The following is a 23,354-nucleotide window of genomic DNA, read 5'->3' on the forward strand; positions in this document are numbered from 1 at the left end:
CGGAGCACTGTACACGGTGTGTATACATCTGGTGTATACCCGGGGGTGCGGAGTCGCTCGGCCCTTCCGGTCGTGGCCGGTCCGGGGGCCCGAAACGGGCCCCCGGGGGGTCACTACGCCTTCGGCGGGCGGCCCCGGCGCGGGATCGGGCGGGCCGTGCCGGGCAGGCGGCCCGCCTCCGCCAGCGCCCTGCGCAGCAGGAACTCGATCTGGGCGTTCGCGCTGCGCAGCTCGTCGGAGGCCCAGCGGGCCAGGGCGTCGTGCACCGCGGGATCCAGCCGCAGCAGCATCTGTTTGCGCTGCGGTGGGCGGCTGCGCCCGGGGGTCTCTTCCGTCACTGGTACAGAGTGCCCGTGTTGAGCACCGGCTGTGCCGCACGGTCACCGCACAGGACCACCATCAGATTGCTGACCATGGCGGCCTTCCGCTCCGCGTCCAGCTCGACGATGTCCTGCTCGGCGATCCGGGTCAGCGCCATCTCGACCATGCCGACCGCTCCCTCGACGATCTGCTGCCGGGCCGCCACCACCGCACCGGCCTGCTGGCGCTGGAGCATCGCGGAGGCGATCTCGGGGGCGTACGCGAGGTGGCTGAAGCGCGACTCGATGATCCGTACCCCGGCGGCCTGCACCCGGGCGGTGAGCTCCATGGCCAGCTTCTCGGTGATCTCCTCCGCGTTGCCGCGCAGGGAGAGGCCGCCCTCCTCGTGGGCGTCGTACGGGTACTCGATCGCGATGTGCCGGACGGCCGCCTCGGTCTGGGTGGCGACGAACTCCAGGAAGTCGTCGACCTCGAAGAGCGCCTGTGCGGTGTCCTCGACCTTCCAGACGACGATCGCGGCGAGCTCGATCGGGTTGCCGTAGGCGTCGTTGACCTTCAGGACCGCGGTCTCGTGGTTGCGGACCCGGGTGGAGATCCTGCGGCTGCTGGTGAACGGGTTGATCCAGCGCAGCCCGTCGGTACGGATCGTGCCGACATACCGGCCGAAGAGCTGGATCACCCGCGCCTCGCCCGGTGCGACCATCTTCACACCCGTCATGCAGAAGAACGAGGCGATGGCGAGCAGGATCCCGAGGACGAGGACCGGGATGCCCAGTCCGTCGTTCCCGTTCGACTCGGCGACGCCGCCGGCGATCGCGAGACCGATGCCGGCGATCACTCCGAGCACGGTCAGCAGCAGGCCGAGGCCGCCCGGAATGCTGTGTGCCGTCACCTCCCTCACCTGTGGTTCGGGCATCTCGGGAGCGTCGGGTGTGAGGTCTGCGGACAGGGTGGACACGGTGTGCGGGCTGCCGGTGCCGGGCATGGGATCCCCCGTTTCGAGAGTGTGGAGCGGTGCGGATCGGTGCTAGCAATGTGATTACACATTATGTGAATTCGCAACCCTGGCGGCTTCCCGAGAGTCGGTTCCCTAGAGAGTGGGTGCTGATTGTCACGTCCGGAAAAGACCACATCGCTTGCTTTTGGACCGTGCTGACGGTGTTAGCTGGCTGAGCTGATCTGGTCGAGCAGAGAAACAGGAGCGACACGGCGATGGGTCGAGCGGATGCGCGGCGGGCCGCGAAGAGCGGCGGCATACGCAGGCTCTTCACCTGGCGGAAGCTGGTGGGCGCGTTCTTCGGGTTCTGCCTGCTGATCATGGGCGCCTTCGTGGCCCTGTATCTGTACGTGGACATACCGAAGGCCAACGCCCTGGCCGAGCGGCAGAGCAACGTCTACCAGTACAGCGACGGGACCCTGTTGACCCGCACCGGCAACGGGGTCAACCGCCAGATCGTGGACCTCGCCGAGGTACCCAAGGAGGTGCAGCACACCTTCGTCGCCGCCGAGAACAAGACGTTCTACAAGGACAAGGGCGTCGACCTGAAGGGCACCGCCCGCGGCCTGCTCAACACGGTCTCCGGCAAGGGCAAGCAGGGTGGCTCGACCATCACCCAGCAGTACGTGAAGAACTACTACCTGACCCAGGACCCGACGGTCAGCCGCAAGCTCAAGGAACTGGTGATCTCGCTCAAGATCGACCAGCGCATGAGCAAGAGCGAGATCCTCGCCGGGTACATCAACACCGCGTACTACGGACGCGGCGCGAGCGGCATCCAGGCCGCCGCGCAGGCCTACTACGGCGTCGACGCCAAGGACCTGAACGTCTCCCAGGGCGCCTATCTGGCCGCCCTGCTCCAGGCTCCCAGCCAGTACGACTGGGCCACCGCCACGGCGACCGGCAAGAAGCTCGTCAAGGAACGCTGGGGCTACACGCTCGACAACATGGTCGAGATGCACTGGCTCGACCAGGCCGAGCGCGACACCCTGAAGTTCCCCGTCCCGGACAAGCCCAAGCCCGCCCGCGGCCTGGAGGGCCAGACCGGCTACCTCGTCGAGGCCGCCAACAAGGAGCTGGACAAGCAGGGCGTCACCGACGACATGCGGCAGGCCGGCGGCTGGACCTTCACCCTCACCATCGACAAGAAGCGGCAGCAGCAACTGGAGCAGGCGGTCGACAACCAGCTGGAGTCCCGGCTCGACCGCGAGGGCAACAAGGTCGACGCGACCGTCCAGGCGGGTGCCACCTCCGTCGACCCGAAGACCGGCGCGGTCGCCGCGCTCTACGGCGGTGTGGACTACGTCAAGCACTACATATCCAACGCCACGCGCCAGGACTACCAGCCCGCCTCCACCTTCAAGCCGCTGGTGCTGGCCTCCGCGCTGGAGAACGGGGCGAAGACCCAGGACGGCGACCGGATCGGCGTCAACACCCGGTACGACGGCACCAGCAAGCGGCCCGTCGTGGGCAGCGACACCCCGTTCGCCCCGGAGAACGAGGACGACCAGAGCTACGGCAGCGTCACCGTGCAGACCGCGATGAACAAGTCGATCAACTCGGTCTTCGCGCAGATGGTGGTCGACGTCGGCCCGTCCGCGGTGAAGAAGACCGCGCTGGCGCTCGGCGTACCGGACAAGAACTTCCCCGAGCGCCCCGCCATCACGCTCGGCACCATGAACGCCTCGACCTGGGACATGGCGGGCGTGTACGCCACGCTCGACAACCACGGCAAGAAGGTCACCCCGTTCATCGTGAAGTCCGCCAAGAACCGCGACCGAACGGTCGATCCGGTCGAGGGCATCGGCGACCAGGTGATCAGCCGCAAATCCGCCGACACCGTGACCTCCGTCCTCCGGGGCGTCGTGGACAGCGGCTCCGGCCGGGCGGCCAACACCACGGCCTACGACGCGGCCGGCAAGACGGGCACCTCCGAGAACAACAAGTCCGCCCTGTTCGCCGGCTACACCCCGGAGCTCGCCACGGTCGTGGCGCTCTTCGGTGAATCGCCCAAGGAGGGCGGCGGCCAGGTCAGCCTGACCGGCACCGCCAACTCCGGCCGGGCCAACGGTGGCGGCTTCCCGGCGCAGATCTGGGCGGACTACACCCTTGCCGCACTGAACGGCGGCTCCGCGGCCCGGTTCGACCTGCAGAACGTCGAGCGGGGCGAGGTCTCCCTGCCGGCCAGCCCGTCGACGAGCCCCTCGGCGTCGCAGAGCCCCGACCCGGAGCCTTCCTCGTCGTCCGTGCAGCCGTCTCAGAGCCCGGTCGAGACACCCGGCGACGCGACCAGCGAGCCGCCCGTCGAGGAGCCGAGCCAGCCGGTGGAGCTGCCGAGCCAGTCCCCGGTGCTGCCCGGCGAGGGCAGCGGCACGGGGCGGCCGGGGAACAACGACGACGGCACCGCGTCGCAGCAGTGAGCACGTCGCAGCAGTGAGCACACAGGGGTCAGGGGCGGTGCCGGCCGGCACCGCCCCTGACCCCTGTGTCGCGCACGGCGTGGTCAGCCGCCGTTGACCTTCTTGGCGACCCGGTCGCCCAGGTCCTTGTCCACGTTGCGCCAGTACTGCAGCGCCCGCTCCAGGACCGGGGCGCTCACACCGTCCAGCAGATGGCCGGAAATGTTCGACACCAGCCGCTCGCGTGCCGCGTCGTCGAGGACCTTGCGGACCATCGTGCCCGCCTGACCCCAGTCGTCGTCCTCGCTGTGCAGCTTGTACGCCTCGTGCACCATCTCGCCCGCCGTCGCCCAGCCCGCCGGGTCACCGAAGCGCGTGGTGTCGGCGGCCGGACCACCGTACGAGTTCGGTGCGTAGACCGCTCCGGTACGCGTCGGCTCGTACCGCATGGGGCCGTCCTTCGCGTACGAGTTACGGCCGAACCGCGGCCGGTTCGGGGGCAGTTGCGCGTAGTTCGGGCCGATCCGGTACCGGTGGGTGTCCGGATACGAGAAGAGCCGGCCGAGCAGCATCTTGTCGGGCGACGGACCGATGCCGGGCACCAGGTTCGACGGCTCGAAGGACGCCTGCTCGATGTGGACGAAGAAGTCCTCCGGGTTCTCGTCGAGCGTCATCCGCCCGACCTCGATCTCCGGATAGTCCCCGTGCGGCCACACCTTCGTGAGGTCGAAGGGGTTGAACCGGTAGTCCGGCGCGTCCTCGAACGGCATGATCTGGACATACAGCGTCCAGCTCGGGTGATCACCTCGCTCGATCGATTCGTGCAGGTCCCGCCGGTGCACGTCGCCGTCGATGCCGGCCATCCGGTCGGCCTCGTCCTGCGTGTAGAAGTCGATGCCCTGGTCCGTCTTGAAGCGGTACTTGATCCAGAACCTCTCGCCTCCCGCGTTCACCCACATATAGGCGTGCGAGCTGTAGCCGTTCATGTGGCGGTACGTCTTCGGGATGCCGCGGTCACCCATCAGCCAGGTGACCATGTGGGCGGACTCGGGGGAGAGCGTCCAGAAGTCCCACTGCATGTTGTGATCGCGCACCGCACTGTCCGGGCGGCGCTTCTGCGAGCGGATGAAGTCCTGGAACTTCATCGGGTCGCGCACGAAGAAGATCGGCGTGTTGTTGCCGACCATGTCGTAGTTGCCGTGTTCCGTGTAGAACTTCAGCGCGAATCCGCGGGGGTCGCGCCAGGTGTCGGGGGATCCCTGCTCACCGGCGACCGTGGAGAAGCGGGCGAGCATGGCGGTCCGCTTGCCCGGTTGGAAGAGGTCGGCCTTGGTGAACTGGCTGATGTCGTTGGTCACCTCGAAGAAGCCGTAGGCGCCGGAGCCCTTGGCGTGGACCACTCGTTCCGGGACCCGTTCACGGTTGAACTGGGCCATCTTCTCGATGAGGTAGTGGTCCTGGAGCAGAATCGGACCGTCGGACCCGACAGTGAGCGAGTGTTCGTCGCTCTCCACCGGGATTCCGGCGTTGTTCGTCGTGTAGGGGGTGTTCCTGGTCTTCGATTCCTCGGGCACGAGCGTCCTCCCGTCGGTGGGGGTTTCGGTCAGGCCGTCTCGTTCACGACTGAAGTCAACTCCGCCGACAGGAGGTCGGCAACATTTGGCTACCGTCCGTGCAGGGCTCTTCTCACTACCAGCATTCAGCCCCGGGGCGGCATCTCGAACCAGACCACCTTGCCGGTCGAAAGGCGCGTCGCTCCCCAACGCCGGGCCAGCCGGTTCACCAGGAACAGGCCGCGGCCGCCCTCGTCCATGTCCCGGGCCCGGCGCTGCCGGGGCAACTGTGGCGCGTCGTCGCCGACCTCGCAGCGCAGGACGTCGGTGCGCAGCAACCGCAGGGTCACCGGCCGCTCCGCATAACGCACCGCATTGGTCACCACCTCACTGACCAGCAGCTCCACCGAATCGGAGAGATCGTCGAGCCCCCAGCGGCTCAGCGCCCGCCGGGCCAGCCTCCGGGCCCGGCCCGGAGCAGTCCCTTCCGGCTCCAGGTGCCAGAACGCGACGTCGCTCGGCGCGATCCCGTCGAACCGGGCGGCCAGCAGGGCGATGTCGTCGTCGCGGTCGCCCGGACCGAGCATGTCGAGCACGTCGTCGCAGAGGGCCTCCAGCGGCGGCGAATGGTCCGGTCCGGTGAGCCCGGCGGTGGTGGCGAGCCGTTCACGCAACTGCTCGATCCCGGTCCAGACATCCCGCAGCCGGGACTCCACCAGACCGTCGGTGTAGAGCAGCAGCGTGGCCCCCGCGGGCGCCTCCAGCTCGACGGCCTCGAAGTCCACACCCCCGACGCCGATCGGAGCGCCGGGCGGTACCCGCAGCACCTCCGCACGGCCGCCCAGGTGGAGCAGGACGGGCGGGGGATGCCCGGCATTGGCGATGGTGATGCGGTGCGCGACGGGGTCGTACACCGCGTACACGCAGGTCGCCATGCGGTCGGTGCCGAGCCGCTGCGCCTGCTCGTCGAGGTGGTGCAGCACCTCCTGCGGGGGCAGGTCGAGCCCGGCGAGGGTCTGCGCGGTGGTGCGCAGCTGGCCCATGATCGCCGCGGAGGTCATGGAGTGGCCCATGACGTCGCCGACGACCAGGGCGACCCGGCTCCCGGGCAGCGGGATCGCGTCGTACCAGTCACCGCCGACCCGGGCCGTCTCGGCGGCCGGGAGATAGCGGGACGCCAGCCGGACGCCGGTCGGCTGCGGCAGCGAGTCGGGCAGCATGGTGCGCTGCAGCTCGTCGGCGATATAGGCCTCGCGGCCGTACAGCATGGCCTTGTCGATGCCGAGCGCGGTGTGCGTCGCCAGCTGGGCGGCGACCAGCAGGTCGTTGGCCTCGAAGGGCTGCCGTTCGGTCCCGCGCAGGAACACGGCGGCGCCGATCACCCGCCGCCGGCCGCGCAGCGGGGCGAGGATCGCACGGTGTCCGGTGGGTGCGGACCGACCGGTGCCGAGCAGCTCCGGCAGCGCCGCACGGGCCGCGGCGGAATCGCCGAACACCGGCCGCACCCCGCGCAGCACCTCGGCGAGCGCGCCGCCCGAACGGACCTCGCACAGCTCGGCCGCCGGGGGCAGATCACCGTACGGATCGACGACGGGCAGCCGCAGCCGTTCGATCTCCGACGCGGGCTCGGTCTCCTCCTCGTTCAGCCGCAGCCGGTCGGACCGGCGCAGACGCAGGACGAACGGGGTGACCGGGCGCTCGTCGCCGACCGGGAGCGGGTCGCGGAGGTAGACGAGTATGGCGTCGGAGAACGTCGGCACGCTGGCCCGGCACAGCCCCAGCACGATCTCGTCCAGGTCTATGCCGCGGGCGATCCGCCGGGTGGCGGCCCCGACGAAACGCAGCCGGTCGCCCTCGCGACGGGCCGCTGTCTGCGGGTCCGGGCCGGCAGCGGCATGCGCCTCCGCCGTCGCAGCCGGCGGGGCCGCGGGAATCGCGCCCGGACCCGGCGCCGTGGCCGGGCCCGGGATCGCGGCGGCAGGGGAGGAGCTCGCCGCGGCATCCTGTTGCCGCGTCCGGGCGTGCTCCTGCGACCGGGCGGCGAGAGGCTGCCGGCCTTCGTGGGAGGTGGGGTGCTCCGTCACGCTTGGGATTCCGTCCGTCCGGGCCGGTTGTATGAGGCAATCACCTTGTGGGGCGCTACTCTGCCCCGGCGAGGGCGGCGATAACAACGGCTGTCACCACAGGCCCCCGGAAGAGGGGCCGAAACCGGCTGTTCGTTCCGTGGCCCGGTGACAACGTTTTTGGTGACGGGGCAGGCAACAGCGAACATGTCTCCACCCCCTCGTAGTGGCTCATACGGTTCATACGACTCATGCCGCTCATACAGCTCGCGCAGTGCGTGGTGCTCGTGGCGTGGTGCTCGTGGCGTCGTGCTCGTGCCATGACGTGCGGTCAGCTTCGGTGCCGCGCATGCAGGTTGGGTGACGCGGCCGTCCGGAGGACGATCCTACGGTTGCCCCCCTGGGGCGCATCAAGGGTCTCACGACGGCATGGGCGAGGGGGTATGGTCCCAGTCATCCGGAAGTGCCGGAACCGGCCAGAGCGGATCGGGCCGCCACCGTTCCCAGCCGTCCCGGAACGGCGCGCCCCAGTCGCGGATCACCTCGACGGCGGCGCGGCCCGCCTCCCGTACCCGCACCGCGGTCTGCGGGGTCATCAGACCGACCCGTTGCGCCTGGGCGAACTCGTCCTCGTCGCGCCAGACCCAACTGCGGTCCGGGTAGACGGAGATGTCGAGAAAGTGATCCTCGGAGTCGATGCCGCCCGCCCAGCGGGTGCGCGGTTCCTCCAGGTTCACGTACCAGCTGCGGAACCGCCAGCCCGGTTCCCAGAACAGCCAGACCGACCAGGGTTCACCAGGACGGGCGAGCTTCAGCACCCCGTTGCCCAGCCAGGGTGCGCGGGCGGTGGTGCGCGGTGCGGTGTACCGGGTGACGAGCGGCTCGTCGTGCACCTCGGTGCCGTCCGCCAGGATCGGCTTCACGCACTCGGTACCGGGCGCCACCCAGACGGCGAGCAGATCACCGGTGTCCTGGACGACGGTGACGGGGCGACAGATGTGGACCGGGCCCGCGGCGCGATCCGGTGCGGCGTCCTGCCGGGGCAGGACGTTGCCACGGTAGCGCCACAGGATCTGATCGCCCGGTGCCCAGTGCTCGATGTCTCCGGTACCTGCCATGGACAGATCTTAGAGCGGCCGGCTTCCGCTGACGGTGCCGCAGGTCACGGGCGGGTCATACGCAAGACGTCCAGTGCCTCGTCGAGTTGCTCCACGGTGAGGTCGCCGCGCTCGACGTACCCCGATTCCAGGACCACCTCGCGGATCGTCCTGCGTTCGGCGAGGGACTTCTTGGCCACCTTCGCCGCCTCCTCGTAGCCGATGTACTTGTTCAGCGGGGTGACGACCGAGGGCGAGGACTCGGCGTACTCCCTGGCCCGCTCCACATGCGCGGTGATCCCGTCGACCGTACGGTCCGCGAGCAGCCGGGAGACATGGGACAGCAGACGCACCGACTCCAGCAGGTTCTTCGCGATGACCGGAAGCATCACATTGAGCTCGAAGTTGCCTGCCGCGCCCGCGACGGCGACCGTCTGGTCGTTCCCCATCACCTGGGCCGCGACCATCAGCGCGGCCTCGGGAATGACCGGATTCACCTTCCCCGGCATGATCGACGAACCCGGCTGGAGGTCGGGAAGGCTGATCTCGGCCAGACCGGTGCGGGGCCCGGACGCCATCCAGCGCAGGTCGTTGCAGATCTTCGTGAGCGAGACGGCGATGGTACGGAGCTGGCCGGACGTCTCCACCAGACCGTCCCGCGCCCCCTGCGCCTCGAAGTGGTTCCGGGCCTCGGTGAGCGGCAGACCGGTGGCGTGGGCGACCTCGGCGATGACGGCGGCGGAGAAGCCGGGCGGGGTGTTGATGCCGGTGCCGACGGCCGTGCCGCCGAGCGGCAGCTCGGCGAGGCGGGGGAGGACGGCGCGCAGCCGCTCGATGCCGTACCTGATCTGCGCCGCGTAGCCGCCGAACTCCTGGCCCAGGGTGACGGGCGTCGCGTCCATCAGATGCGTGCGTCCCGACTTCACGACCTCCGCGAACTCGGCGGACTTACGCTCCAGGGACGCGGCCAGATGGTCCAGCGCCGGGATCAGGTCGTGGGTGACGGCCGCGGTCGCGGCGATGTGGATGGAGGACGGGAAGACGTCGTTGGACGACTGTGAGGCGTTGACGTGGTCGTTCGGGTGGACCTCGCGGCCCAGGCGTTCGGTGGCGAGGGTGGCGACGACCTCGTTGGTGTTCATGTTGGACGAGGTGCCGGACCCGGTCTGGAAGACATCGATGGGGAAGTGGGCGTCCCAGCGCCCTTCGGCCACCTCCTCGGCGGCCTCCTGCACGGCCCGCGCGATGTCCGGGTCGAGCACCTTCAGCTCGGCGTTCACCTTGGCCGCCGCCGCCTTGATCCGGGCCAGCGCCTCGATGTGGGCCCGCTCCAGGCGCTGCCCGGAGATCGGGAAGTTCTCCACCGCGCGCTGGGTCTGGGCCCGCCACCTGGCGCCGGCGGGCACCCTCACCTCGCCCATCGAGTCGTGCTCGATGCGGAATTCCGTACCGTCCCCGGGGGTCTGAGCGTCGGTCATGGAACAACCTCCTGAAAAAGTTGAGCAGTTGTCTTGTTCTGTCTGTTCCCAAGTCGTCTACCGACCAGTAAATACCGGGAGTAACCACATCCCGGGGAGGCGCAATGAGGCGCACCAGGCACAGACTTCGCTGTACGGTCGCGGCAGCCGCGGCCATGGCGGCCGCATGGGGCGGCACGGTCGCCGCAACAGGGCCGGCCGGAGCGGCTGAGCGGGCCGGTACCACCACTACCGCATCCACGCCCCTGTCACCCGAGCTGGAGGCCATCCGCGCCGCCGAGGCCACCCAGCTGTACGGCGACCCGGCCGAGCGTCCGCTCGCCGACCGCAAGACCGGGCTGATCTCGCTCGGCGACAGCGAGATCTCCGGCGAGGGCGTCGGCACCTACGAAGCGGGCACCGACGGCCCGGACAACTGGTGCCACCGCTCACCCGACTCCGCCATCCACCGCACCGGAATCCCGGCCGACGTCACGTACAACGTCTCCTGCTCCGGCGCGTACACCGGGAACATCGTGATCGGCGGATCCAAGCAGTACGCCGACGAACTGGTGCAGAGCGACAACCTCGCCATCAAGGCCCGCAACACACGCATCAAGATGATCGTGCTCGTCGCCGGCGCCAATGACGACCTCCAGTTCGGCCCGGTCATGACGGACTGCGTCGAGCGCTGGGTCCTCCTCCAGGGGGCGTGCCAGTCGAAGTACGAGAGCGGCTGGCAGGCGCGCGTCGACGGACTCGTCCCCAAGGTCGAGAAGACGGTGCGCGACCTGCGGACCGTCATGACCGACGCCGGATACGCCACCGACGACTACAAGCTCGTGGTCATGGGCTACCCGAGCCCCATCGGCCCGGACTTCTACGACAACCCCGACTTCCCGGGCAAGATCCCCGGCGGCTGTGCCGGATACGACTCCGACGCCGCCTGGGGCCGCAACGTCGCGGTCCCCGCCTTCGAACGCGGCATGCGCACCGCCGCCGCCGACACCGGGGCCGTCTACCTCGACAACTCCCGGCTCTTCCACGGCCACGAGGTCTGCAGCGAGAGCACCTGGGTCCGCGGTCTCTACATCGACCTCTCGCACTTCCCGCCGGACTCCAACTCGGTACGGCAGTCCTTCCACCCCAACGCCCGGGGCCACGCGGCCTTCGCCTCCTGCCTGACCCAGATCTACCAGTCGTCCCTGCGGGAGGCGAGCTGCGCCGATCCGGCGAGCACGGGACAGCCGGTGCTGCAGGCGGTGGCGTGGGACGACGTCTTCGAGCCACTGAGGAACGAGGCCACGGGCACCTGCCTGGACGCCCCCGCCTCGGTGACCCGCAACGGCACCGGGGTCACCGGCTGGGACTGCCACGGTGGCCGCAACCAGGGCTGGTGGCTCGACTCCGCGACGCAGAGCATCCACACGGAACTCAGCCACGACCGCTGCCTCGACGTCCCGGGCGCCGACTACAAGGCCGGTGCCGCACTCATCCTGTGGAACTGCTCGGGCGCGGCCAACCAGCAGTTCGTCGCCCGGTCGGGCACGCTGCGACCGGCTGCCGCGACCGGGCTGTGCCTGACTCTCGCGGGGGCCAAGGAGCCGCTGAGGCTGCAGAGCTGCGACGGCAGCGCGAACCAGCGGTTCGCCTGATTCCGGTCCGCGCAGACCTGATTCCGGTTCGCGCAGAAGGAAAGGGCGGGACGACCTGGTCGTCCCGCCCTGACCGGACCGGCCCCGGCCGTCCCGCCTTCCGGCCGGGCCGGCCAACCGGAAGGGTTCACGCCATCAGGCGAGACCCGGACCCCGCACCGGAATGCTGGTGAACGTCGGAGCCGGGGCGGGCTCGGTGAAGAAGTCGTTGCCCTTGTCGTCGACCACGATGAACGCCGGGAAGTCCTCGACCTCGATCTTCCACACCGCCTCCATGCCGAGCTCCTCGTACTCGACGACCTCGACCTTCTTGATGCAGTCCTGCGCCAGGCGCGCCGCCGGGCCGCCGATCGAGCCGAGGTAGAAACCGCCGTGCGCCGCACACGCGTCGGTGACCTGCTTGGACCGGTTGCCCTTGGCCAGCATCACCTTGGAGCCGCCCGCCGCCTGGAACTGTTCGACATAGCTGTCCATGCGGCCGGCCGTGGTCGGGCCGAAGGAGCCGGAGGCGTACCCCTCGGGGGTCTTCGCCGGGCCCGCGTAGTAGACCGGGTGGTCCTTCAGGTACTGCGGCATCTCCTCGCCCGCGTCCAGCCGCTCCTTGATCTTGGCGTGCGCGATGTCGCGGGCCACGACCAGCGAGCCGGTCAGCGAGAGCCGGGTCTTGACCGGGTACCGGGTCAGCTCGGTGAGGATCTCGTCCATCGGCCGGTTGAGGTCGATCTTCACGACGTCACCCGCCTCGTCGAGCTGCTCGTCCGTGGTGTCCGGCAGGAAGCGGGCCGGGTCCTTCTCCAGCTGCTCCAGGAAGACGCCCTCCGCGGTGATCTTCGCGGTGGCCTGCCGGTCCGCCGAGCAGGACACGGCGATCGCGACGGGCAGCGAGGCGCCGTGGCGGGGGAGGCGGACGACGCGCACGTCGTGGCAGAAGTACTTGCCGCCGAACTGGGCGCCGATGCCGATCTTCTGCGTCAGCTCGAAGACCTTCTCCTCCAGCTCCTTGTCCCGGAAGCCGTGACCGGTGGGGGAACCCTCGGCGGGCAGCTCGTCCAGGTAGTGCGCGGAGGCGTACTTCGCGGTCTTCAGCGCGAACTCGGCCGACGTGCCACCGACGACGATCGCCAGGTGGTAGGGCGGGCAGGCGGCCGTGCCCAGCGAACGGATCTTCTCCTCCAGGAACTTCATCATGGAGGCCTCGTTCAGCACCGCCTTCGTCTCCTGGAAGAGGAACGACTTGTTGGCCGAGCCGCCGCCCTTCGCCATGAAGAGGAACTTGTAGGCGCCGCCGTCGGTGGCGTACAGCTCGATCTGCGCGGGCAGGTTCGAGCCGGTGTTCTTCTCCTCCCACATGGTGAGCGGAGCCATCTGCGAATAGCGGAGGTTCAACTTGGTGTACGCGTCGAAGATGCCGCGCGACAGGGCCTCTTCGTCACCGCCCTCGGTGAGCACGTTCTGCCCGCGCTTGCCCATGACGATCGCGGTGCCGGTGTCCTGGCACATCGGCAGCACGCCCGCGGCCGCGATGTTCGCGTTCTTCAGCAGGTCGAGCGCCACGAACTTGTCGTTCGACGAGGCCTCGGGGTCGTCCACGATCCGTCGCAGCTGCGCCAGGTGGGCGGGGCGCAGGTAGTGCGAGATGTCGTGCATGGCCTCGGCGGCCAGGGTGCGCAGTGCCTCCGGAGCGACCTTGAGGAACGTACGACCGTCGGCCTCGAAGGTGGAGACGCCCTCGGAGGTCACCAGACGGTACGGCGTGGTGTCCTCTCCCAGGGGGAGCAGATCGGAGTACGCAAACTCTGGCATTACGGCCATTCCTCACTCGGCAGACAGTGGCTGACCTCCCTTGGGCAGCGCATCCACCAGGGTAGAGCGCCGCCGGTGCGCCGAAACTGTGAGGTAAGGCTCAGTTCGGCGTCCGGACAGGGCGACACAGCGGAGACGGGACGCGGGTCAGGCCCTAGTCGCGATCTATCGCGTTTGGGTACGCTGGGCCGGTGGACCTCCAAAAGCACCCCCAGCATCCTGTGGCCCCGGCGGAACACGGTGGTATCCGCGCCTCCGACGCGGACCGCGACCGGATCGCGGACATCCTGCGCGAGGCCCTGGCCGAGGGCCGGCTCACCGCCGAGGAGCATGCCGAGCGGGTCGAGGCGGTCTACCGCGCCAAGACCGTGGGTGAGCTGGAGCCGTTGGTGCGCGATCTTCCCGCCTCCCCGGGTGCCTCCCAGGCGTTCTCCGCACCGGCCGCCCCTGGTCACCAGGATCCCCAGGGCCCGTCCGAGAACCTGGTGGCGATCTTCAGCGGGTCCACCCGCAGGGGGCGTTGGCGGGTCGGCGGCCGGACGAACGCCTTCGCCCTCTTCGGCAGTGTGGAGATCGACCTGACCGAGGCGCTTTTCGGCCAGAGGCTCACGGTGATCAACGCGACGTCCATCTTCGGAAGCGTCGACATCAAGGTCCCCGAGAACATCTCGCTGCGGGGCAGCGGTACCGGCGTCTTCGGCAATTTCGAAGTCGTCACGCTGGAATCCGCGGACCCCGAAGCGCCCGTGGTCGTCGTCAACGGCTATTCGGTGTTCGGCAGCGTGGAGGCGAAGCCCAAGCGCGGGAAGTTCATCGCGGATCTGCAGGACCGGCTGCGCAAATACCTGGGCTGAGGGCTGCCCTTAATCCCGGGCGGGCGTCGTCGGCTGCGGCGCGAGCACGGAACCGACCAGGAATGACCGGAACTCTTCCGCACTTCTTCGAACCTCTTTGAAAACAAGCCAAATCCCTGACAGGCCTCCCTTTCGCGGCCCGGAATCGCGTCCACTCAGTGCATAGGCGCGCGTACAGCGGGTAGGGACTGCTGCATCGTCTCTCGCTCGCGAAGCCGTCGTCAGGAGTAGACCGTGCTGCAACTGCCGCATCAGCCCCTGCAGGTCGCTGCCGTTCCTCCCCAGCGCGCCCCGGCGCGGGAGGAACAGGCCGGCCCCTGGCACTCGGAGGCGGTGTGCCGCCGGGACGAGGCCGGGCTGTTCTTCGCCCCGTCGAAGGAGCCGACTGCTGCCAGACTCGCGCGTGAGGAGTCCGCGAAGCGGGTCTGCGCGCGCTGCCCGGTCATGGTCGAGTGCCAGGAGCACGCACTCATACAGCCGGAGCCGTACGGGGTGTGGGGCGGCCTCACCGCCGCCGAACGCCGCGTGGTCCTCGCCCGTCGCAGGCGGCGCGAGGTGGAACTCAAGGCCGCGTCCGCGTCCTCCGGGCCGACCGGCCGCGTGGCCGCGGCGGGCTGACCGGCCGACCGGCCCTCAGGAGCCCGAAGCGGCGCCTTCCGTTCCGCGCATCCGTGCGCTCGGCATCCCGTGCATGCCGGGCCGGTGCGCGTGGCCCGTGTGTCAGGGGGTTCGTACGCCCGAGGAGGCGCCCCACCGCACATGGGGGCGCCTCCTCGTACGCGGCTCCCCGGATTGCAGCCCGGGGACGGTGTCTACTTCGCGCGGTCGAAGTCGATGGCGCTGTAGGCGCGCAGCTTCGACAGCCGGTGGGTCGAGTCGATCTTCCGGATGGTGCCGGACTTGGACCGCATGACGATCGACTCGGTGGTCGCCGTCTCCGCGCGGTACCGCACGCCGCGCATCAGCTCACCGTCCGTGATGCCGGTCGCGACGAAGAACACGTTGTCGCCGCTGACCAGGTCGTCCGTGGACAGGACCCGGTCCAGGTCGTGCCCGGCGTCCAGCGCGCGCTGCCGCTCGGCCTCGTCCTTCGGCCAGAGCTTTCCCTGGATCACGCCGCCGAGGCACTTTATGGCGCAGGCCGAGATGATGCCTTCGGGGGTGCCGCCGATCCCCATCAGGAGGTCGACGCCGGTTCCCTCGCGGGCGGCCATGATCGAGCCCGCGACGTCGCCGTCGGAGATGAACTTGATCCGGGCGCCGGTCTCCCGGATCTCCTTGACGATGCCGTCGTGGCGGGGGCGGTCGAGGATCACGACGGTGACGTCCTCGGGGGCGGAGTTCTTCGCCTTGGCGACCCGGCGGATGTTCACCGAGACGGGCGCGTTGATGTCGACGAAGTCGGCGGCCTCGGGGCCGGTGACCAGCTTGTCCATGTAGAAGACGGCGGACGGGTCGAACATGGCGCCGCGGTCGGCGGCGGCCAGGACGGCGATCGCGTTCGGCATGCCCTTGGCGTTCAGGGTCGTACCGTCGATCGGGTCCACGGCGATGTCGACCTCGGGGCCGGTGCCGTCGCCGACGTGCTCGCCGTTGAACAGCATGGGGGCTTCGTCCTTCTCGCCCTCGCCGATGACGACGACGCCGTTCATCGAGACGGTGGAGACGAGGGTCCGCATGGCCTTCACGGCCGCGCCGTCGGCGCCGATCTTGTCGCCGCGGCCGACCCAGCGCCCCGCCGCCATGGCGGCGGCCTCGGTGACGCGGACCAACTCCAGGGCGAGGTTGCGGTCAGGGGCCTCCGGGGAGACCTCGAGCTGGGACGGCAGATGATGCTCGGACATCGGAGCGCACCTTTCTGTACGGCGGCGACCGGAAGAGGGTGCTCTGACTCTATCGCCCGGTCGACAAAATGAGCAGACCGGGTCACGTTTGAGCGGGCTGCCCCGGAGTCGGGGCGGTCGGGTCCAATGCGACGATGGAGCCGTGGCTAGCAAGCGAGGCAAGCAGACAGTGCGGGACATGCTCCTGTCGATGGCGGTCATTTCCGCCGCGGCAGGGCTCATTTACATCTTCGTTCCGCACGATGAGAACGCCAACCCGGTCAAGGCGGTCGACTACCGGGTGGAGCTCCTGACGGCGCGGCGCGCGGCACCGTACCCGGTGGCCGCCCCGGACGGGCTGGGCAAGGACTGGAAGCCGACCTCGGTCAGGTATGACCACCAGTCCGGCGCCAGCTGGCACCTGGGCTTCCTCGATCCCGAGGGCAAGTACGTCGCCGTGGAGCAGTCCACCTCCCCGTCGAAGAAGTACGTGACCGAGGTCAGCCAGGACGCCAAGAACACCGGTCGCACGCAGCAGGTCGCGGGCGAGACGTGGCAGCGCTGGAAGGGTGACAAGTACGACGCCCTGGTGCGCCAGGACGGGGACGCGACCACGGTGGTCACGGGTTCCGCGTCCCCGGAGCGGCTGGCGGAGATGGCGGCCGCGCTCACGACCTCCTGAGCACCGCCGCGGCATGCGCAAAAGGTCCCGGAGGCGGCACGGTGTGTGCTGCCCCGGGACCCTTGGTCCGTGTGCGGTGGCCGGTCAGACGGTGGTGACGACCTCGTCGTAGGAGAGACGCGGCAGGCGCGGGAACCAGGCGTCCTCGCCCGGCTTGCCGATGTTGACGACCATCAGCAGCTTGTGGTCGCCGTCCAGGAACTCCTTCTCGATCCCCGCGGCGTCCAGGCCGGTCATCGGGCCCGCGGCGAGGCCGGCGGCACGGACGCCGACGATGAAGTACGCGGCCTGCAGGGCGGCGTTGAGGGCGGCGGACGACTCGCGGACCGGGCGCTCGGAGAAGAACGCGTCCTTGGCCTGCGGGAAGTGCGGCAGCAGGGCCGGGAGCTCCTCGTGGAACTCGTTGTCGGCGGCCAGGATGGCGACCAGCGGGGCGGTGGAGGTCTTGGCGCGGTTGCCCTCGGCCATGTGCTGGACGAGGCGCGCGCGGGCGTCGTCGGAGCGGACCAGGACGATGCGCAGCGGCGACTGGTTGAACGCGGTCGGACCGTACTTGACCAGGTCGTATATCGCCTGGACCTGCTCGTCGGTCACCGGCTCGTCGGTGAAGGTGTTGGCCGTGCGGGCCTCGCGGAAGAGGAGGTCCTGGGCGGCGGGGTCAAGAGCGAGGGACATCGTGCGGTGCACCTTCCGGACGTACGCGGTGATCAAGTAACAGGGCCACGGTACGCGAGAAGTAGGTTAACTTTCAACTAAAACTGGAGCGGGGTGATCCGTTCCACAGTGCGGACCCGTGCGAACAGGCCACCGGCGAGAGCCCCCGGAAGGCGTCAGCCGTTGTCCGCCACCGTGTCGCCGCCGTCCTCCGCGGTGCCGGCCGGCCCGGCCAGAGCCGCGTCCAGCCGTGCGCGCGCCCCCTCCAGCCAGTGCCGGCACACCTTCGCCAGCTCCTCGCCCCGCTCCCACAGCGCGAGGGACTCCTCCAGCGTCGTACCGCCCGCCTCCAGGCGGCGCACCACCTCGATCAGCTCGTCGCGGGCCTGCTCGTATCCGAGCGTGTCCGCGGCACCGGCGGTCGTGGTCCCGTCGTCCGTCATGCGCCCCACCCTACGTTCCGCCCCCTCAGGGGCCCTCTGCCTCGTCCGTCATCACCGTCGGGCCGCCTTGGCGGCCCGGGCGTCGTCCCGCCGGACCACCGGCTCCCACGCACCTGCTCGCCGCCCACCCGCTCACTCACCGACCCGCACCGCGAACTCTCCTCCCGAGACCCGTGCGCGCAGCACGTCGCCCGGCGCCCCCGCGTCCGCGGGATCCCGCACCACATGGCCGTCCGCCCGCTGGAGCACCGCATATCCGCGCTCCAGCGTCGCCGCGGGCGACAGCGCGACCACCCGGGCCCGGGTGTGCGCGAGCTCCGAGTCCGCCCGGTCCAGCAGATGCCCCAGCACCCGGCGGCCCCGTCCGGCCAGTGCGTCGATCTCCGACGCCCGCTCGTCCACCATGCGCCGCGGCTGCTCCATCACCGGCCGGCCCAGCGCATGCGCCAGCCCCCGCTCCTCCCGGTCCAGCAGTCCCCGCACGGTCCGCAGCGCCCGGTCCCGCAGCAGCTGCACCCGGTCCAGCTCCTCGCCCACGTCGGGCACGACCTTCTTCGCCGCGTCCGTCGGCGTGGAGGCGCGCAGATCCGCGGCCAGGTCGAGCAGGGGAGAGTCCGGCTCATGACCGATCGCCGACACCACCGGGGTACGGCATGCGGCGACCGCCCGGATCAGCCGTTCGTCCGAGAACGGCAGCAGGTCCTCCACGCTGCCGCCGCCGCGCGCCACGATGATCACGTCGACGTCCGGGTGATCGTCCAGCTCCGTCACGGCCTGGACGACCTGATTCACCGCGTGCACCCCCTGCACCGCCGTGTTGCGCACCTCGAACCGCACCGCGGGCCACCGCCGCCGCGCGTTCTCCAGGACATCGCGCTCGGCCGCCGAGGCGCGGCCGCAGACCAGCCCGATCAGTTGCGGCAGGAACGGCAGCGGCTTCTTCCGGTCGAGCGCGAAGAGACCCTCCGAGGCCAGCGACTTCTTCAGCTGTTCGAGGCGGACCAGCAGCTCACCGATGCCGACCGGCCGTATCTCCGCGGCCCGCAGGGACAGCTGACCGCGGGGCGCGTACCACTCGGGCTTCGCGAGGACCACGACCCGGGCCCCCTCCGTCACCACATCCGCGATCCGGTCGAAGACCTGGCGGAAGCACGTCACGCTCACCGAGATGTCCTGCGACGGGTCGCGCAACGTCAGGAACACCACGCCGGCACCCGGTCGCCGCGACAGCTGGGTGATCTGCCCCTCGACCCAGACGGAGCCGAGCCGGTCGATCCATCCGCCGATGAGCCGTGACACATCACCGACGGGCAGCGGAGCTTCCGGGGACGTTTGCAGAGCCATGCGAGCGAGCGTATCCGGCGCCACCGACAATCAGCGGCGCCCTACGACCGTCACGCCCCGACAGCCGTCACGCCCCGCTACCGGACCCGCAGCCTCAGACCGTCCGCCCCCACTGCATCGCCAGAACCACCAGCCCCACCCCCAGCCAGCAGAGCCCTACCAGCTGAGCGCTCGCCGTCGCCTCCGCGATCACCACGATCAGCACCCCCGCGCCCACCACCGGCACCAGCACATGCCGCCACCAGCTGGGCGGCCCCGCCATGCGGTGGACGGCGAACCAGCCGACCACCGACGCGTGCAGCAGGACGAACGCCGTCAGCGCGCCGATGTCGACGACCGACACCAGATGGTCCAGGCCGTCGGTGCGCCGGGCCGCCCACACCGCCGCCACCAGTGTCACCGCCGCGGCCAGCAGGATCGCGAACCGGGGCACCCCGGACCGCGGGTCGACCCTGGACAGCAGCGAGGGCAACCGCCGCTCCCTGGCCATCGCGAACAGCAGCCGTCCGGCGGCGGCCTGCCCGGCCAGCGCCGCGAAGGCCGCCCCGATCGCCTTGCTGACCGCCACCAGATCGTGCAGCCAGGCCCCGGCCGCGGAGTCCACCGTGTCGTAGAAGGCCGACCCCTGCGCGGCCGGATCGGCGGCCAGCTCCGCCGACGACATCGGCTCCAGCAGCGCCGCCAGATACCCCTGCGCCACGAACAGCACACCCGCGAGCACCAGACAGAACAGCAGCGCCCGCGCCACCTTCTCCGAGCCGCCCGTCACCTCCTCGGCAAAGGTGGCGATCGCGTCGAAGCCCAGATACGACAGCACCGCCACCGAGACTGCCCCGAGCACCGCGGACGCGGAGAAGCCTGCATCGCCGGTGAACGGGGTCAGCCAGCCGCGCTGCGCCCCGTCCCGGACGAGAACCACCACAGCCGACACCAGGAACACCAGCAGCACCACGATCTCCATCGCGAGGACCGCGAAACCCACCCGCGCCGCGGCCCGGACGCCCCAGAGATTGAGCAGCGTGGTGATGACGACCGCGAGCGCCGTCCACACCCACCGCGACACCGACGGCACCAGCGCGTTCAGCGCGATCCCGGAGAAGAGATAGGCGACCGCGGGGATCAGCAGATAGTCGAGCATCGCCATCCACCCGGCGATGAACCCCGGCCCCTCCCCGAGCCCCTTGCGGGCGTACGCGAAGACCGAGCCCGCCAGCGGCGCGACCCGCACCATCTGGGCGTAACTGAACGCGGTGAACGCCATCACGACGGTCGCCCCGACATAGACCAGCGCGACCGCACCGCCCGATTTCGCGTCGAGGGTGCCGAACACGCCGACCGGCGCCATCGGGGCGATGAACAGGAGTCCGTAGACCACCAGGTCCCGGAAGCCGAGCGTCCGGTGCAGCCCGCCCTCCTCCCGGTGAGCCGCGCCCGCCCCCGCGTCCCCGCTGCCGGTTCCCGCCATGAGCCCTCCGTTGATCGTGTACGCATCAGTCTCGCGACCCCGCCGATCTTTCGCGCGTTCGGCGCGGCCTTACGATGGGCGCATGACTGCTACGACACCCCGCCGCGTCCTGCTCGCCGCTCCCCGTGGCTACTGCGCGGGCGTGGACCGTGCCGTGATCGCCGTGGAGAAGGCCCTGGAGCAGTACGGCTCCCCGGTGTACGTGCGCCACGAGATCGTCCACAACAAGTACGTCGTACAGACGCTGGAGAAGAAGGGCGCGATCTTCGTCGAGGAGACGGCGGAGGTCCCCGAGGGCTCGATCGTGATGTTCTCCGCGCACGGCGTCGCACCGACCGTGCACGCGGAGGCGGCCGAGCGGAAGCTCGCCACGATCGACGCGACCTGCCCCCTGGTCACCAAGGTGCACAAGGAGGCCGTCCGCTTCGCGCAGGAGGACTTCGACATCCTCCTGATCGGCCACGAGGGCCACGAGGAGGTCATCGGCACCTCCGGCGAGGCTCCCGAGCACATCACCCTGGTCGACGGCCCCGAGGACGTCGACGGCGTCGAGGTGCGCGATCCCTCGAAGGTCGTCTGGCTCTCCCAGACCACGCTCTCGGTCGACGAGACGATGGAGACGGTCGGCGCCCTCAAGAAGAAGTTCCCGCTGCTGGTCTCGCCGCCCAGCGACGACATCTGCTACGCCACGCAGAACCGTCAGACCGCCGTGAAGCAGATGGGCGCGGACGCCGACCTCGTGATCGTCGTCGGCTCCAAGAACTCCTCGAACTCCGTCCGCCTGGTCGAGGTCGCCCTCGGCGCCGGCGCGAACGACGCCCATCTGGTCGACTTCGCCGAGGAGCTCGACGAGGCCTGGCTGGACGGCGTCTCCACGGTCGGTGTCACCTCGGGCGCCTCCGTCCCCGAGGTCCTGGTCGACGGCGTCCTGGCCTGGCTCACGGAACGCGGATTCGAGGACGTGGAGATCGTGAAGGCGGCCGAGGAGTCCATCACGTTCTCCCTGCCCAAGGAGCTCCGCCGCGACCTGCGCGCCGAGGCCACGGCGCTCATGGAGAAGTGACGGCGAGGAGCTGACAACCCGCGCCGCCGGTTCGCGCCGGTGGCCCGCCGGTGGCTTCCGGCGGCGGCTTCGCATTCCGAGAAGTGAGCCGGGCCACCTGCCCGTACCGTGGAATGCATGCAGATCTTCGGCGTGGACATCGGCGGATCCGGGATCAAGGGCGCTCCCGTGGACCTGGACCGCGGAGACCTGGCGCAGGAGCGCCAGAAGGTACTGACACCGCACCCGGCCACGCCCAAGGACGTGGCCGACAGCGTGGCGGAAGTGGTCGGCCACTTCGACTGGTCGGGCCCGGTGGGCATCACCTTCCCGGGCGTCGTCACGAGCGGGTGCACGCGCACCGCGGCCAATGTCGACAAGAGCTGGATCGACACGGACGCCCGGGGGCTGCTCGGTGACCGGCTGGGCCTGCCGGTCACGCTCGTGAACGACGCCGACGCGGCCGGTCTCGCGGAGATGCAGTTCGGCGCGGGGCGCGGCCGCAAGGGCACGGTGATCGTCCTGACGTTCGGTACCGGGATCGGCAGCGCCCTCTTCGTCGACGGCAAGCTCGTCCCCAATACGGAGCTGGGCCATCTGCTGCTGAACGGCGACGATGCGGAGAAGCACGCCTCCACCAAGGCCAAGGAGGACGAGGGCCTGAGCTGGCACCACTGGGCGCGCCGGGTGCAGAAGTACCTGATGCATGTGGAGATGCTGTTCTCGCCCGAGCTCTTCATCATCGGCGGCGGGGTCAGCCGCAAGGCGGACAAGTTCCTGCCGCTGATCGAGCACGTACGGGCCGAGATGGTGCCGGCGGAACTGCGGAACAACGCGGGCATCGTGGGCGCGGCGATGGCGGCGGAGGTAGTGACGTAGGCCCTGCCCGCCGCCCTGCCTGACTGGCCTGGGCCGGGCCGCTCGATCGTGGGGCCCCGGCGTCGGCCCCTGCCCGTTCGCCGTTGTCGCTGCTGTCGTCCCTGGTCAGTGCTGGGGGCGACGGGGCGGCTGCGAGTTCCGGGCCGGCTGCGCGGCGGACAGCGCACGACGCTGTCGCTGTCGCTCCCGCATCAGCCGTACCTTCCGTACCGTCGCGATGAGCCCGGCGATGAGCGTGCCGCCGTACAGCCAGCCGGCGTGCACGGCGAGCGCGGTGACGAGGGCCATGGTCCGGCCGGCGAAGCTGTCCGTGCCGCCGGAGATCGGGATGACGCCGATGGCGAAGGCGATGGGCACGATGATCGGCGCGGTCACCAGGTCCGCAGGCCGCACCCACAGTGCGGTCAGTGCACTGACCGGCAGGAACAGCAGCCCGAACACGGTCGACGAACCATCGAGGATCCACTCGTCGAGGCACCCCAGGACGAACATGCAGGCAGCCGCGAAGAGCCCTGCGCCGATGGCGGTCAGCCGGGGCTTCGGCAGCCTGCGCAGCGCGAGGACGGCGGGCGGCACCGGCCTGGACCGGCCGTCCGGCTCCGCCGGGTCCACCACCGGATAGACGGCGGCTTCTTCGATGGTGCCCTGCGGGGCCAGGGGGGCCTGAGGGGACTGCCTGCGTTGCGGGGGACGTGTCCTGTGCTGCTCCACCACGACAACGTAGGTTGCCGGGCAGGAGGAAACCGGTGCGGGACACGCGCTTTGGGTGAGCTTGGCGATGAGTTCGATGCCACACGGCCGAACCGGAACCGGTCCGGGCACC

The 23,354-nt window shown here is 69.9% G+C and carries 20 protein-coding genes; 7 read left to right on the forward strand and 13 right to left on the reverse strand.

From position 1 onward, the window contains the following. Window positions 1-113: 113 nt before the first annotated feature. Window positions 114-338 carry a hypothetical protein gene (locus AB0L71_RS15575; protein ID WP_365242714.1) on the reverse strand — a complete coding sequence of 75 codons (225 nt, stop codon included), beginning with the start codon at window positions 336-338 and terminating at the stop codon, window positions 114-116. After that, window positions 335-1,306, reverse strand: coding sequence for an SPFH domain-containing protein (locus AB0L71_RS15580; RefSeq protein ID WP_365242715.1), 972 nt, complete (start codon window positions 1,304-1,306; stop codon window positions 335-337). Before AB0L71_RS15580 ends, AB0L71_RS15575 begins: the two co-directional genes overlap by 4 nt. A 227-nt stretch (window positions 1,307-1,533) precedes the next feature. Between AB0L71_RS15580 and AB0L71_RS15585 the strand changes: the two genes are divergently transcribed. Further along, window positions 1,534-3,738 carry a transglycosylase domain-containing protein gene (locus tag AB0L71_RS15585; RefSeq protein WP_365242717.1) on the forward strand — a complete coding sequence of 735 codons (2,205 nt, stop codon included), beginning with the start codon at window positions 1,534-1,536 and terminating at the stop codon, window positions 3,736-3,738. Between the two features lie 83 nt (window positions 3,739-3,821). On the opposite strand, the gene AB0L71_RS15590 is transcribed toward AB0L71_RS15585, so the two are convergent. The 4 genes from AB0L71_RS15590 to AB0L71_RS15605 all read right to left on the reverse strand — a co-directional run bounded on the left by AB0L71_RS15590 (window position 3,822) and on the right by AB0L71_RS15605 (window position 9,908). Beyond that, window positions 3,822-5,291: a catalase gene (locus AB0L71_RS15590; RefSeq protein ID WP_365242719.1), complete on the reverse strand. Its 1,470-nt coding sequence runs from the start codon at window positions 5,289-5,291 to the stop codon at window positions 3,822-3,824. A gap of 125 nt (window positions 5,292-5,416) precedes the next feature. Beyond that, a complete protein-coding gene (locus tag AB0L71_RS15595) occupies window positions 5,417-7,354 on the reverse strand; it encodes a SpoIIE family protein phosphatase (RefSeq protein WP_365242721.1) in 1,938 nt (645 codons plus the stop codon). Window positions 7,355-7,752: 398 nt separating this feature from the next. Further along, window positions 7,753-8,451, reverse strand: coding sequence for a DUF402 domain-containing protein (locus AB0L71_RS15600; RefSeq protein ID WP_365242723.1), 699 nt, complete (start codon window positions 8,449-8,451; stop codon window positions 7,753-7,755). Between the two features lie 44 nt (window positions 8,452-8,495). Continuing rightward, the gene (locus AB0L71_RS15605; RefSeq protein ID WP_365242725.1) at window positions 8,496-9,908 is read right to left on the reverse strand and encodes a class II fumarate hydratase; all 1,413 of its coding nucleotides are present in this window, start codon (window positions 9,906-9,908) and stop codon (window positions 8,496-8,498) included. Window positions 9,909-10,012: 104 nt separating this feature from the next. Here AB0L71_RS15605 and AB0L71_RS15610 point away from each other — a divergent pair, with 104 nt between their 5' ends. Then, window positions 10,013-11,542 carry a ricin-type beta-trefoil lectin domain protein gene (locus AB0L71_RS15610; RefSeq protein WP_365242727.1) on the forward strand — a complete coding sequence of 510 codons (1,530 nt, stop codon included), beginning with the start codon at window positions 10,013-10,015 and terminating at the stop codon, window positions 11,540-11,542. A gap of 135 nt (window positions 11,543-11,677) precedes the next feature. Here AB0L71_RS15610 and AB0L71_RS15615 read toward each other — a convergent pair whose 3' ends face one another. Then, window positions 11,678-13,354: a fumarate hydratase gene (locus AB0L71_RS15615; RefSeq protein ID WP_365242728.1), complete on the reverse strand. Its 1,677-nt coding sequence runs from the start codon at window positions 13,352-13,354 to the stop codon at window positions 11,678-11,680. 182 nt (window positions 13,355-13,536) lie between these two features. Here AB0L71_RS15615 and AB0L71_RS15620 point away from each other — a divergent pair, with 182 nt between their 5' ends. Both AB0L71_RS15620 and AB0L71_RS15625 read left to right on the forward strand, forming a co-directional pair. Further along, window positions 13,537-14,199, forward strand: a complete 663-nt coding sequence (locus AB0L71_RS15620) for a DUF1707 domain-containing protein (RefSeq protein WP_365242730.1) — start codon at window positions 13,537-13,539, stop codon at window positions 14,197-14,199. A gap of 234 nt (window positions 14,200-14,433) precedes the next feature. Continuing rightward, entirely contained in the window at window positions 14,434-14,817 is a 384-nt protein-coding gene (locus AB0L71_RS15625) for a WhiB family transcriptional regulator (protein ID WP_365242731.1), read from the forward strand. A 194-nt stretch (window positions 14,818-15,011) separates the two neighbouring features. Here AB0L71_RS15625 and glpX read toward each other — a convergent pair whose 3' ends face one another. Further along, the gene (gene glpX, locus AB0L71_RS15630) at window positions 15,012-16,043 is read right to left on the reverse strand and encodes a class II fructose-bisphosphatase (RefSeq protein ID WP_365242733.1); all 1,032 of its coding nucleotides are present in this window, start codon (window positions 16,041-16,043) and stop codon (window positions 15,012-15,014) included. A gap of 142 nt (window positions 16,044-16,185) precedes the next feature. Here glpX and AB0L71_RS15635 point away from each other — a divergent pair, with 142 nt between their 5' ends. After that, entirely contained in the window at window positions 16,186-16,704 is a 519-nt protein-coding gene (locus AB0L71_RS15635) for a DUF4245 domain-containing protein (RefSeq protein ID WP_365242734.1), read from the forward strand. 84 nt (window positions 16,705-16,788) lie between these two features. Here AB0L71_RS15635 and AB0L71_RS15640 read toward each other — a convergent pair whose 3' ends face one another. The 4 genes from AB0L71_RS15640 to AB0L71_RS15655 all read right to left on the reverse strand — a co-directional run bounded on the left by AB0L71_RS15640 (window position 16,789) and on the right by AB0L71_RS15655 (window position 20,610). Next, complete coding sequence (locus AB0L71_RS15640; protein WP_365242736.1) at window positions 16,789-17,379, reverse strand: malonic semialdehyde reductase; 591 nt, start codon at window positions 17,377-17,379, stop codon at window positions 16,789-16,791. A gap of 155 nt (window positions 17,380-17,534) precedes the next feature. After that, entirely contained in the window at window positions 17,535-17,801 is a 267-nt protein-coding gene (locus AB0L71_RS15645) for an exodeoxyribonuclease VII small subunit (RefSeq protein WP_365242738.1), read from the reverse strand. A 132-nt stretch (window positions 17,802-17,933) separates the two neighbouring features. Further along, window positions 17,934-19,145: an exodeoxyribonuclease VII large subunit gene (gene xseA, locus AB0L71_RS15650; RefSeq protein ID WP_365242740.1), complete on the reverse strand. Its 1,212-nt coding sequence runs from the start codon at window positions 19,143-19,145 to the stop codon at window positions 17,934-17,936. A 94-nt stretch (window positions 19,146-19,239) separates the two neighbouring features. Further along, window positions 19,240-20,610 carry an APC family permease gene (locus AB0L71_RS15655; protein ID WP_365242742.1) on the reverse strand — a complete coding sequence of 457 codons (1,371 nt, stop codon included), beginning with the start codon at window positions 20,608-20,610 and terminating at the stop codon, window positions 19,240-19,242. A gap of 82 nt (window positions 20,611-20,692) precedes the next feature. Here AB0L71_RS15655 and AB0L71_RS15660 point away from each other — a divergent pair, with 82 nt between their 5' ends. Both AB0L71_RS15660 and ppgK read left to right on the forward strand, forming a co-directional pair. After that, window positions 20,693-21,673, forward strand: a complete 981-nt coding sequence (locus AB0L71_RS15660; protein WP_365242744.1) for a 4-hydroxy-3-methylbut-2-enyl diphosphate reductase — start codon at window positions 20,693-20,695, stop codon at window positions 21,671-21,673. Between the two features lie 117 nt (window positions 21,674-21,790). Next, window positions 21,791-22,531, forward strand: a complete 741-nt coding sequence (ppgK, locus tag AB0L71_RS15665; protein ID WP_365242746.1) for a polyphosphate--glucose phosphotransferase — start codon at window positions 21,791-21,793, stop codon at window positions 22,529-22,531. 105 nt (window positions 22,532-22,636) lie between these two features. Here the strand turns inward: ppgK and AB0L71_RS15670 are convergent, their stop codons facing one another. Continuing rightward, window positions 22,637-23,242 carry a DUF6542 domain-containing protein gene (locus AB0L71_RS15670; RefSeq protein ID WP_365242748.1) on the reverse strand — a complete coding sequence of 202 codons (606 nt, stop codon included), beginning with the start codon at window positions 23,240-23,242 and terminating at the stop codon, window positions 22,637-22,639. Window positions 23,243-23,354: the final 112 nt, after the last annotated feature.

The organism is Streptomyces sp. NPDC052052 (assembly GCF_040680455.1).
GTDB lineage: Bacteria > Actinomycetota > Actinomycetes > Streptomycetales > Streptomycetaceae > Streptomyces.